We start from the raw sequence: 11,003 nt of genomic DNA on the forward strand, positions 1-11,003 counted from the left end.
AGGGTATAATAAAGTTGTTAAAAGAAAGGGGGAAAGAAAATGGGAATTGTGGAAAAAATCATTGACAGCGGCATTGTAGCAGTTATCAGGGCAGATTCGCCTTCAAAAGCTGTAGAAATGTGCAGGGCTTGTAGAGAAGGCGGAATCGTTGCAATTGAAGTAACTTTCAGTGTGCCACACGCAGTTGAGGTTATTCAGCAAATAGACAAGGAAATGGGAGATCAAATTCTTCTCGGAGCTGGTACAGTACTCGACCCATACACAGCAAAGATAGCTATTGAGGCTGGAGCAAAGTACATAGTGGCTCCAAATCTCTCTGAAGAGACAGCTTTATTATGCAACAAACACAGAGTACCGTATATACCAGGAGTTTTAACACCAACAGAAATTGTGAAAGCTCTCGAATTAGGAGTGCCATTGATTAAACTATTCCCGGCTTCAGCGGTCGGCCCATCCTACATAAAAGCGATTCATGGACCACTTCCACAGGCAAAGATCATGCCAACAGGCGGTGTTGAGCTTGAAAACGTCAAAGAATGGATCAAGGCTGGTGCTGTAGCAGTTGGAATCGGTGGAGGATTGACAAAGGGCACCAAAGACCAGATTGTTGAAAAAGCGAAAAAATTTGTTCAGTTGGTTAAAGAAGCCAAAGAGGAAATTGCTGGGAGGTGATTTTTTATGAGAAAAAGCTGGATTTTTTTGGTTTTGCTCGTTGCTTTTAGTAGTTTTCTGTTGGCGGCTGATTACCCGAGAAAGTCTGTCACCATAATCTGTCCTTGGGGCGCAGGCGGTGGAACAGATAGACTTGCTCGCTTCTTAGCAGATGAACTGAGTAAGAAGTTTGGTCAACCATTTGTGGTTGTTAATAAAACTGGTGGAGGCGGAGCTACAGGCCACAGTGCAGGAGCTTATGCAGCTCCTGATGGTTATACTCTTACTCTTGTGACATTGGAAATTGCCACAATGCATTGGATGGGTTTAACTGATTTGACATTCGAAGCATTTGATTATATCGCGCAAGTTAATGAAGATGCTGCTGGAGTAATTGTCAGAGCAGATTCAACATGGAAAACCCTTAAAGACTTATTAGATAGCATAAAAGCAAATCCAGGAAAATATCTATTTTCAGGTACCGCTGCTGGTGGAATCTGGGATCTTGCAAGAATAGGTATGCTTGATGCAGCAGGAATCCCTGTAGATGCAGTAACCTGGATACCAACCACTGGTGCAGCACAAGGATTAGTCGAGCTTTTGGGTGGTCATGTGGATGTAGTAACTTGCTCTCTTGCTGAAGCCATTTCACAATTGCAAAGTGGCCAAGTGCGTGCTCTTGCCATCATGGCTGATGAACGAGATCCAAGATTTCCAGATGTTCCAACATTGAAGGAATTGGGGATAAATTGGTCAGCCGGTACTTGGAGAGGTATAGCCGTTCCAAAGAAAACTCCACCTGAAATAAAGGCCATCTTAGAGCAAGCTATTCTGGAGATAGCAAATTCTGATGCGTTTAGAAATTTCATGAATACAAATGGTTTTGGAGTCAAAATTAGAAATGGTACACAGTTCTATGAATTTGTTAAAAAGCAAGATCAGGACTGGAAGCATGTTTTGGAACTTGGAGGATATGCTAAGTGAGATGGTAGCCTCACGGCTACCATTTTTTTGAGGTGAAAAAATGAAGGACCTCGTTTTAGGTTTGATATTACTCGTAATATCTACAACAGTTCTTTTTCTGAGCTCTTCCTTTCCTGATTTTGTCGTTAGAGGAGAGAGATTACCAGGTCCAAAATTCTTCCCGACAATTTTGTCGATAATCCTGATTTGTTTTGCGTTTTACTGCGTACTCGTGGGATTTGTGAAACTCATCAAAAAAACGCGGAATTCTTTAGAATCCAAGAGTGAATTGACAAAATTTGGTATTCTAAATGTTTTGTTCACAGTCTTTGGTGTATTATTCTTTGTCCCAATCATCACGTTTTTTGGTACATTCTTGGGTATTATTCTACTTGGCACAGCCTTGATGATTTTATTTAGTATCAAATGGTACCAATCTCTCATATATTCTTCAGTACTCGCATTTCTGGTGTACACAATCTTCCAAGTTTTGTTCAAGGTACCTCTGCCAGAAGGGACTTTGTTTTCTTTTCTTGTGAGGTGAATACTAAGTGGAGCAAATCGCAAAGTTATTTGATCCAAGTGTGATTTTTCCGTTGATCATATCGATGTTTTTTGGAATTTTCGTTGGTGCAATTCCCGGATTAACTGCGACTATGGCTGTCGCTCTGATCATTCCGGTGACTTATTACATGCCACCGATCGCTGGTTTGGCCATGGTCCTTGGTGTTTCTTTTACTGCCATTTTTGCTGGAGATATACCTGCTACTTTTTTGAGAATACCAGGCACACCTGCATCTGGTGCAGCCACACTCGATGGATTTGAACTTTCAAAAAAAGGCAAGGGTTCACTGGCATTAACTCTTGATCTTTTTTGCTCAGCGCTTGGAGGACTGATAGGAGTTTTGCTGTTGATACTGACAGCACCACCGTTGGCAAAATTTGCCTTGAAATTCACAAATTTTGAATATTTCTGGCTTGGCATATTCGGCTTGAGTATGGCTGCGGTCTTGAGCAAAGGTAATACCATTAAAGGACTTATTTCCGCATCACTTGGATTACTTATCTCGACCATCGGAATTGATGTAACAACAGGTTACCCAAGATTCACCTTTGGAAATATTGAACTCATGGATGGTGTTAGTTTCATACCTGCAATGATTGGTCTATTTGGTTTATCAGAAGTTTTGAAGAGAATACAAGCCGGCAGAAAAGCTATGGAACTTCCTGCAGTTAATGAAAAATCAAAGTTAAACGTGAGAGAAGGTCTAATCGCAATGTGGAAACACAAATTCACGATAATTCGAGGGTCTTTAGTGGGGACATTTATCGGTGCCTTGCCCGGTGCTGGTGCTGATATAGCCGCATGGGTTTCTTATGGTATTGAGAAAAATACTTCAAGGGATCCAGAAATAGGCAAAGGAAGTCTTCGTGGAGTAATTGCTCCAACCAGCGCGAACAACGCAGCAATTGGTGGCACGTGGATACCCGCCCTTGTCTTCGGTATACCAGGAGATTCAATAACTGCAATAGTTCTTGGTGCAATGCTGATGTATGGACTCAAACCCGGTCCACTTATCTTTACCGAATCACGAGATTTAGTCCATCAATTGTTTTCAGTTGCTATTCTGGTTCAGATACTCTTGATTCCCATAGGTTGGCTTGGTATCAAGGCCTTTTCGCTATTTCTAAAGCTCAAATCAGGTATTGTCCTAACATCTGTGGTTTTCTTCTCGATAATCGGCTCATATGCGATGAGAAACAGTTTTTTTGATATTTATGTAATGCTTATCTTCGGTTTGATAGGATATGCTTTTGAGAAGCTCGAAATACCTCTTGCACCAATGATACTGGGACTGATTCTTGGCCGCATGATTGAAGACAATCTTCGTGTTGGCCTCATTAAGACAAAGGGAAATTTCCTTCCATTTCTAACCAGACCCATTTCTTTAGTTTTATTTCTGTTGATAATCTTCACCCTTGTTGGTCCATGGTTCTTTTCCCTTTTCAAAAAACCTGCTTCAAGGTAATCCAAGATTTTGTAGAGCAGTCTGAAAGGACTGCTCTTTTTTTGTATAATTCTTATTAGGAGGCCATAAAGTGAAATCTGCAAGCATTATAACAATTGGTAGTGAAATAGTTGAGGGTATTATACTCAATACAAATGCTAAATACCTATCTGAAAAATTGACACAGTCAGGCTTGAAAGTAAAAAGACATCTTTCAGTTGACGACAATCTGGATGATATTGTCGAAGCAATAAAACTCTCAATGAGAGATTGCGATATGATCATTTTGAGCGGTGGTCTTGGACCCACCGAAGATGACAAGACTCGCGAAGCAGTTGCAATTGCTTTAGGACGTAAACTTGTACTGAACGAAAAACTCAGAGATTCAATAAAAACAAGACTCTCACAATATCATAAATATATCGCTGCGAACAATGACAGACAGGCGATGATAATCGAAGGCGCTACGATAATTCCAAATAAGGTAGGGAGTGCACCAGGCCAGTTGATAAACCACGAAGGTAAAATTCTGATCCTTCTACCTGGTCCTCCGCAAGAATTGATACCCATGTTTGAAAGTGTTCTGGTTGATTTAAAAATCGATAAAGAATTTACCACTATATCGATGTTGTTTTTTGCGATTGCAGAATCAACTCTCGATGAGATGATTGTGAACCTTTCACCAGATCCTGCAATAAAGATCGCTACACAAGCATCATACGCAGATGGAATAAGAGTGAGATTCACCTGTGCAGTACAAGACTATGAAAAAGCAAATGAGTTGGCAGCCAAATTGATTGACAAGATCAAAGATCATTTCATAGGATTTGGTGACACAACACTTGAACAAACTGTGGTGAAGTGTCTTAAAGAAAAAAATAAAACACTATCAGTTGCCGAGTCCTGTACTGGCGGTATGATAAGTTCCAGAATAGTAAGTGTACCAGGAGCATCTGAAGTTTTTCTCGGTGGCATAGTAGCATATGACAATTCGGTCAAAAGCAAGTTGTTGAAGGTCAGTGATGAAGTCTTGATGAAGTATGGCGCGGTCAGTGAACAATGTGTTGTACAGATGGCGCACGGAATCAAACAGCTCACAGGTAGTGATCTGGCGATTTCTGTTTCCGGCATAGCTGGACCAAGTGGAGGTACAGATGAAAAGCCTGTGGGCACGGTTTTTCTTTGCGTAGTCGGAGACGGAGTAGAAAAAGTCACTCAGTTGTTCTATCCACAGGAAAGAAATATTTTCAGAATGCGTGTTTCTGCATATGGTTTATATTTAGTTTTGAAGGCTCTTAACTGCGTGGTATAATAATTTTTACAGTAATTGATGGGAGGAATCACCATGAATGAACAATACCTGAGTGTCTTTATCGATGAAAGTAAAGAATACATTCAAACACTCAATGACTCGTTACTAAAACTTGAAAAAGATTATCAAGACTCAGAGGCAATTAATGAGACTTTTAGAGCGCTTCATACATTAAAGGGAATGTCAGGTACAATGGGATTTGAAACGATGTCAAAGTTATGCCATAAAATGGAACAGTTGCTTGATAAAATTAGAAGCAAAAAAATCAAACTTGATTCGACGATGTTGGATCGACTCTTTGTTGGCGTAGATGTTCTGGAAAAGATGATCAATTCTATTGTCAAAAGTGGGACAGATCAATTACCAGAGCTCGATGTTGCTGAATTCACACAGAGTTTTGAAATACTCTCAGCTGGAGTAGAGAGTAAAGAAACCTCCAAAGAACAAAAGATAACTGAACCATCTGTAGTTATATCTGAATCTATCAAAAAAATCATTGATGAAGCTGTGAGGGAAGGATACAATGCATATCAGTTGACTATCACGCTATCTGAAGGCACTCAGTTCAAAGCTGTTAGAATGTACATGGTTTTCAAGGCTATTGAAGATCATGGTGGACAGATACTGAGTTCTAAGCCACCTGTTGAAGATATCGAGCAGGAAAAATTCGATCGGGATGTAGAAATAGTTGCAGTAATCAAGGAAGAAAAAGAAACATTAAGGAATATTGTGATGTCTATATCAGAAATAGAAAAAGTTACCATTAAGGATATTTCACACGCAGAAGAAAAAATTGTCAAGACAGTTGAATCCGAAGAGAAAAAAGAAGAAACCAAAACCGAGTCAACAAAAGAGAGAAAAAGATTCACTCAGACTGTTCGCGTTGACATCGATAAATTGGATAACCTGATGAATTTGATGGGCGAACTTGTGATTTCAAGGAGCAGGATAGCTGATACACTTAGAAAATATAGTATAAAAGAGGTCGATGAAAGTCTGTCGCAATTAAATAGAATTAGTTTGGATCTACAAAATGTTGTGATGAAAATAAGAATGGTTCCGATATCATTTGTGTTTAATAGATTCCCGAGGATGGTTAGGGACGTAGCAAAACAGTTGAACAAAGAGATCAACTTCATCATGCAAGGAGAAGACACAGAGTTGGATAGAACCTTTGTCGAGGATATAGGTGAACCTTTGTTACACATGTTAAGAAACGCAATAGATCATGGTATAGAATCAAAAGAAGAACGTTTGGCAAAGGGTAAGCCACCAGTTGGAACAGTTATACTTTCAGCAAGACATGAAGGAAACAATGTGGTCATAGAGGTCAGGGACGACGGTCGGGGGATTGATAGATCAACTGTTATCAAGAAAGCCGTCGAGAAAGGATTAATAAATGAAGCGCAAGCTGAATCATTACCCGATGAGAAGGTTTACGAATTCCTCTTCATGCCTGGTTTCTCAACAAAAACCGAGACTACGGAGCTGTCGGGTCGAGGAGTCGGGTTGGATGTGGTTAAAAATGTTGTTGAGTCATTAAATGGAACAGTGAGTATAGAGAGTGCGAAAAACAAAGGAACAGCAGTAACAGTGAGATTACCATTAACGCTTGCTATAATCCAAGCACTTCTTGTGAAGGTCAATAATTTTGTTTATGCGATTCCAATTGCGAATATCGACAGCACTTTGAATATTTCAAAGGACCAAATTCAGAGAATTCAGGATCGTCAAGTTTCAGTCATAAGGGGAGAAATCATTCCAATTGTGAAGTTGTGGGATATATTAGAATTACCACACCAATCGGAAGACACTATTTATAATACTGTCATAGTCCGAGTTGGAAACAGAAAATACGGATTAACAGTTGATGCATTAATAGGACAAGAAGATATAGTGATCAAATCTCTCGGCAAGATTTTTAGCGATGTTAGAATCTTCAGTGGTGGTGCAATACTTGGAGACGGTAGCATAGCTTTGATACTCGACATAGCAAATATTGCTTGATCCTTGGGAGGGATTTTATGCAGAATGAAACAGAATTTGAGGTATTCGTTTTTGATGTTGGTGGACAAGAAATGGCATTCGATGTTGAACATGTGAGTGTGGTCATAGAGAAACCAGATATAACGCCGGTACCAAGGTCCAAGAAAACCGTACTTGGTGTTATGAACCTGCGTGGAAGAATAGTGCCTGTGATAAACCTGGGTATGTTATTAGGTATCGATTCCGAGAAAACAGGGGATGAAAAAGTGATAGTCGTGAATTTGGAAGAAATTGAGGTGAGCTTTTTGGTCAACAAAGTCAAAGGAGTCTCGCGATGTGATATATCAGAAGTTGAGAAATTACATGAACTTGAGAAATTCGGTGAAAAATGTAAAGGTATCATCAAAAAAGGTGAAGAATTAATAGTGTACTTGAACCTGGAAAAAATACTCGGCGAGCTGATCGCCGTTGGAGAATACAGTAGTGAGGGGGTATGGTAATGGCAAAACGAGTACTAATAGTCGATGATGCTGCGTTTATGAGAATGCTTCTCAAGGACATAATAACAAAAGCAGGGTATGAAGTTGCCGGAGAAGCAGCGAATGGAGTTGAAGCTGTCGAAAAATTCAAAGAATTGAAACCAGATATAGTCACCATGGACATCACTATGCCCGAGATGAACGGTATCGACGCGATTAAAAAGATCAGAGAGTTTGCACCAGATGCCAAGATTATCGTCTGTAGTGCTATGGGTCAGCAAGCAATGGTAATAGAAGCAATCCAGGCAGGAGCAAAAGACTTCATCGTCAAACCATTTCAGCACAGCAGGGTCATAGAGGCTCTTCAGAAAATTGGCTGATCGAGGTGGGATGAATAGGCTCGCTTTTTTTGCAGGTACTTTTAGCCTTTGCTTTTTTGATAGGTTTTCTTGGTATAGTATATTTCATCGTCAAAAGACGAAACATATTCGGTGCATCAAAAAATATCAAGGTACTCGAAAGACATTACATAGACAAAAATTGCTCTGTGGTTTTAGTTCGAGTCATGGAGAATTATTTTTTCCTACTTGTTACACCGAATAGTGCGACTATTCTTAAAGAATTGTCACAGAGTGATATAGGTCAATTGGAGCAAACCGAGAGTTTTTCACACATCTTTTTCAAGAAACTTGGAAGACGTGAGAAAGGAACCGAAGAAAAATGAGAAAAGTCCTGGTGTTGGTACTTATTTTTCTGCCAACATTGATTCTTCCTCAAGATGAGTTACCTTTTCCTTCGATCAGTATAGGAATTTCACCTGCCCAGAACCAAAGAGATTTGGTTGTAACACTTGAAATCCTCCTTATTTTGACAATATTGAGCTTGGCGCCAAGTATCATAATTCTTTTCACATCTTTCACAAGAATAATAGTCGCATTCTCATTTTTGAGAAATGCCCTCGGTACAAGACAAACGCCTCCTTCCCAAGTACTCGTCGGTTTGGCACTTTTTTTAACGTTTTTTATCATGCAACCCGTTTGGACCGACATATACAACGGAGCAATCACGCCTTATATGAAAGGAGAGATAGGTTATCAAGAACTTTTTTCAAGAATGATGCAAAGAGTCCGTGTTTTCATGGTGAATGAGTTAATAAACCATCACAACGAGGACAATGCGTTTTTGCTTGCATCGAGTGTTGGGCAAAAGTATGACAAGATCGATGACATTCCAAATACGATAATCATACCTGCCTTTGTGCTCGGTGAACTTGAGTTGGGATTCAAAATGGGTGTATTGTTGTATATTCCTTTCATTGTGATAGACATGGTCGTTGCAAGTGTATTACTTGGCATGGGTATGATCATGATTCCGCCGGTATTGATTTCACTTCCCTTCAAGGTGCTCCTATTCATAGCGGTAAATGGTTGGGATTTGGTTGTGGCGGGTTTGATAAAAAGTTTTGCGAGGTGATTTGATATGACCCTTGATCTTTTTATAGATGCATTCAAAGATGGTATTCAGACAATTATAGTTGTGATTACGCCTGTTTTGTTGGTCAGTCTAATAGTTGGACTTGTGATAAGTATCTTCCAAGCTGTAACACAAATACACGAACAGACATTGACATTTGCTCCAAAGATAATACTCATGTTGCTAACCATAACATTCCTGGGAAGCTGGATGTTTGAAAAACTCATAGAATATGCTCAAGAAATGTGGGAAAAGCTGATCGGAATGATCTGATTTGGATCTGAGACAATTTGTTGAAACCAAGTTTCTATGTTGGGTCTTAATAGTCACACGAACTGCAGGAATGTTCACAATAGCACCATTCTTTGGTGATTGGTTTTTACCTGTTCAGATAAAGATTTTGTTAGTTATTTTCTTGGGCTGGACATCTTTACCTGCAGTGAATGAATCTATAGCCCTGAATACACCAGTACTACAGATTGTGTTGGCGATCTTTAGTAATTATACATTTGGACTTGCCATAGGGTTCTTAGCTCTCCTTCCAGTTGTGGCAATGAGTGTCTCTGGTGAAATATTTGGAACTCAAATGGGCTTTGCTATGTCGTCTGTTTTCGATCCCCAAAGAGAAGAGGTACCTTTGCAAGGAGAGCTTTTGTACATGCTTGGTTTGTATGTATTTGTTGCACTCAAAGGACATTTGTTGGTTTACCAAGCGATTGTAGATTCTCTCAGAGTTGTTCCATTATCAAGAACAATTACAAACTTCGATTTTGTCAATATCTTAACCAGTAAGACTACTGAGATGTTTGAAATAGCGATGAAAATAGGACTACCAATGATAGGATTTATGCTCGTTGTCTCAATAGCTCTGGGTATAGTATCAAGACTTGTACCACAAATGAATGTTTTCATGGTTGGAATGCCATTGAAGGTTCTGGTTGGCCTCATACTCTTTGCGGGGATGATACCGATATGGGCAGATGTCTTTTCCCAGATTGCAAACAAAACCATAAATTTCCTGAACTATTTTGTGCAAACATTTTCAAAATAGATCTTCAGCTGTTTGCAGATCCAGAAAGAACGGAAAAACCCACACCAAGAAGGCGTAGAAAGGCTCGCGAAGAAGGGCAAGTAGCTGTATCCAGAGAACTCAATATGGCAGTATCATTCTTAGTAGGAACTGTTGTTATGAGATTTATCATGCAAAGACTCATCGATTTTTCAATATCAGGAAGTATCCCATTTTTGTTTTTAGATGACTTTGATACATTGGACAAAATTTCTTCGCGGGTTTATCAGATGTTCAAAGATGTACTATTGATGTTGATTGTTTTATTTTTCTCGCTTGCAATATCTTCGGTGGTAGTTGGAGCATTGCAAACACGTTTTCTTTTATCTTTCAAGCCATTAAAAGCTGATTTGAAGAGAATAAATCCGATAGAGGGATTCAAAAGGATGTTTTCAACAAGAAGCCTCTTTGAACTTGCAAAGTCAATATTCAAGATGATCATTGTTGGTTATGTGGCTTATACTGTGATCAGACCAAAATTCAATTCCTTTAGTCTTTATTCAGACATAGAAGTGGGTAACTCAATGAAATTTGTATTCGATATAGCCTACGAAGTGATGCTCAAGTGTTCAATTGCCTTGCTTGTATTGGCAATTGTTGATTATTTCTACCAAAGATGGGAATTTGAAAAAAGTATACGAATGACAAAACAAGAATTGAAAGAGGAATATCGAGAAGTAGAAGGTAGTCCTGAAGTCAAGAGAAGGCAAAGAGAGATCATGGCAAGATTATCAAGAGGAAGAATGCTTCAGCAAGTACCCCAAGCCGATGTTGTGATCACAAACCCAACTCACATAGCCGTTGCTTTGAAATACGATCCCGATGAAATGGAAGCACCAGTTGTTTTGGCAAAAGGTATGGATGAAATTGCCCAAAAGATAATTGAAATAGCAAGGCAAAACAATATACCAATCGTCCAAAACCCCGAAGTCGCTCGGCAGCTTTACAAAATGACAGACATAGGCGAACAAATACCGGCAGGACTCTACCGAGCAGTTGCTGAAATATTAGCCTACGTTTATTCTCTACGATAGCGATCAACTTGATATTTGATATAATTT

Annotated in this window: 13 protein-coding genes; all 13 read left to right on the top strand. The window is 39.4% G+C overall.

Annotation, left to right across the window (positions count from 1 at the left end):
* The first annotated feature begins 39 nt into the window (after window positions 1-39).
* The 13 genes from TSP02S_RS07880 (at window position 40) to flhB (ending at window position 10,976) form a co-directional block, all read left to right on the top strand.
* Window positions 40-672 carry a bifunctional 2-keto-4-hydroxyglutarate aldolase/2-keto-3-deoxy-6-phosphogluconate aldolase gene (locus TSP02S_RS07880; protein ID WP_041083235.1) on the top strand — a complete coding sequence of 211 codons (633 nt, stop codon included), beginning with the start codon at window positions 40-42 and terminating at the stop codon, window positions 670-672.
* 6 nt (window positions 673-678) lie between these two features.
* Entirely contained in the window at window positions 679-1,635 is a 957-nt protein-coding gene (locus tag TSP02S_RS07885) for a tripartite tricarboxylate transporter substrate binding protein (RefSeq protein ID WP_041083237.1), read from the top strand.
* Window positions 1,636-1,675: 40 nt separating this feature from the next.
* Window positions 1,676-2,158, top strand: coding sequence for a tripartite tricarboxylate transporter TctB family protein (locus TSP02S_RS07890; RefSeq protein WP_041083239.1), 483 nt, complete (start codon window positions 1,676-1,678; stop codon window positions 2,156-2,158).
* Between the two features lie 7 nt (window positions 2,159-2,165).
* Complete coding sequence (locus TSP02S_RS07895) at window positions 2,166-3,644, top strand: tripartite tricarboxylate transporter permease (protein WP_232503686.1); 1,479 nt, start codon at window positions 2,166-2,168, stop codon at window positions 3,642-3,644.
* A 70-nt stretch (window positions 3,645-3,714) separates the two neighbouring features.
* A complete protein-coding gene (locus TSP02S_RS07900; protein ID WP_041083241.1) occupies window positions 3,715-4,935 on the top strand; it encodes a competence/damage-inducible protein A in 1,221 nt (406 codons plus the stop codon).
* A 33-nt stretch (window positions 4,936-4,968) separates the two neighbouring features.
* Window positions 4,969-6,942 carry a chemotaxis protein CheA gene (locus TSP02S_RS07905; RefSeq protein WP_041083243.1) on the top strand — a complete coding sequence of 658 codons (1,974 nt, stop codon included), beginning with the start codon at window positions 4,969-4,971 and terminating at the stop codon, window positions 6,940-6,942.
* Between the two features lie 17 nt (window positions 6,943-6,959).
* A complete protein-coding gene (locus tag TSP02S_RS07910) occupies window positions 6,960-7,421 on the top strand; it encodes a chemotaxis protein CheW (RefSeq protein ID WP_041083245.1) in 462 nt (153 codons plus the stop codon).
* A complete protein-coding gene (gene cheY, locus TSP02S_RS07915) occupies window positions 7,421-7,780 on the top strand; it encodes a chemotaxis protein CheY (RefSeq protein WP_041083247.1) in 360 nt (119 codons plus the stop codon). The genes TSP02S_RS07910 and cheY overlap by 1 nt, the downstream gene beginning before the upstream one ends.
* Before the next feature lie 29 nt (window positions 7,781-7,809).
* A complete protein-coding gene (locus TSP02S_RS07920) occupies window positions 7,810-8,124 on the top strand; it encodes a FliO/MopB family protein (protein WP_041083249.1) in 315 nt (104 codons plus the stop codon).
* Window positions 8,121-8,873: a flagellar type III secretion system pore protein FliP gene (gene fliP, locus TSP02S_RS07925; RefSeq protein ID WP_041083250.1), complete on the top strand. Its 753-nt coding sequence runs from the start codon at window positions 8,121-8,123 to the stop codon at window positions 8,871-8,873. Before TSP02S_RS07920 ends, fliP begins: the two co-directional genes overlap by 4 nt.
* A 6-nt stretch (window positions 8,874-8,879) precedes the next feature.
* Window positions 8,880-9,146, top strand: coding sequence for a flagellar biosynthesis protein FliQ (gene fliQ, locus TSP02S_RS07930; RefSeq protein ID WP_041083252.1), 267 nt, complete (start codon window positions 8,880-8,882; stop codon window positions 9,144-9,146).
* A gap of 1 nt (window position 9,147) precedes the next feature.
* Window positions 9,148-9,924 (top strand): flagellar biosynthetic protein FliR, encoded by a 777-nt coding sequence (fliR, locus tag TSP02S_RS07935; RefSeq protein WP_041083254.1) that lies wholly within the window; start codon window positions 9,148-9,150, stop codon window positions 9,922-9,924.
* Window positions 9,846-10,976, top strand: a complete 1,131-nt coding sequence (gene flhB, locus TSP02S_RS07940) for a flagellar biosynthesis protein FlhB (protein WP_082025968.1) — start codon at window positions 9,846-9,848, stop codon at window positions 10,974-10,976. The genes fliR and flhB overlap by 79 nt, the downstream gene beginning before the upstream one ends.
* The last annotated feature ends 27 nt before the right edge of the window (window positions 10,977-11,003 follow it).

It is taken from the genome of Thermotoga profunda AZM34c06, assembly GCF_000828675.1.
In the GTDB taxonomy this organism is placed as follows: domain Bacteria; phylum Thermotogota; class Thermotogae; order Thermotogales; family DSM-5069; genus Pseudothermotoga_B; species Pseudothermotoga_B profunda.

Excerpts from the sequence above, each read along its gene's own strand:
- TSP02S_RS07880 (WP_041083235.1), top strand. The coding sequence starts at position 40 with ATGGGAATTGTGGAAAAAATCATTGACAGCGGCATTGTAGCAGTTATC.
- TSP02S_RS07885 (WP_041083237.1), top strand. The coding sequence starts at position 679 with ATGAGAAAAAGCTGGATTTTTTTGGTTTTGCTCGTTGCTTTTAGTAGT.
- TSP02S_RS07890 (WP_041083239.1), top strand. The coding sequence starts at position 1,676 with ATGAAGGACCTCGTTTTAGGTTTGATATTACTCGTAATATCTACAACA.
- TSP02S_RS07905 (WP_041083243.1), top strand. The coding sequence starts at position 4,969 with ATGAATGAACAATACCTGAGTGTCTTTATCGATGAAAGTAAAGAATAC.
- TSP02S_RS07910 (WP_041083245.1), top strand. The coding sequence starts at position 6,960 with ATGCAGAATGAAACAGAATTTGAGGTATTCGTTTTTGATGTTGGTGGA.
- cheY (WP_041083247.1), top strand. The coding sequence starts at position 7,421 with ATGGCAAAACGAGTACTAATAGTCGATGATGCTGCGTTTATGAGAATG.
- fliP (WP_041083250.1), top strand. The coding sequence starts at position 8,121 with ATGAGAAAAGTCCTGGTGTTGGTACTTATTTTTCTGCCAACATTGATT.
- fliQ (WP_041083252.1), top strand. The coding sequence starts at position 8,880 with ATGACCCTTGATCTTTTTATAGATGCATTCAAAGATGGTATTCAGACA.
- flhB (WP_082025968.1), top strand. The coding sequence starts at position 9,846 with ATGGGCAGATGTCTTTTCCCAGATTGCAAACAAAACCATAAATTTCCT.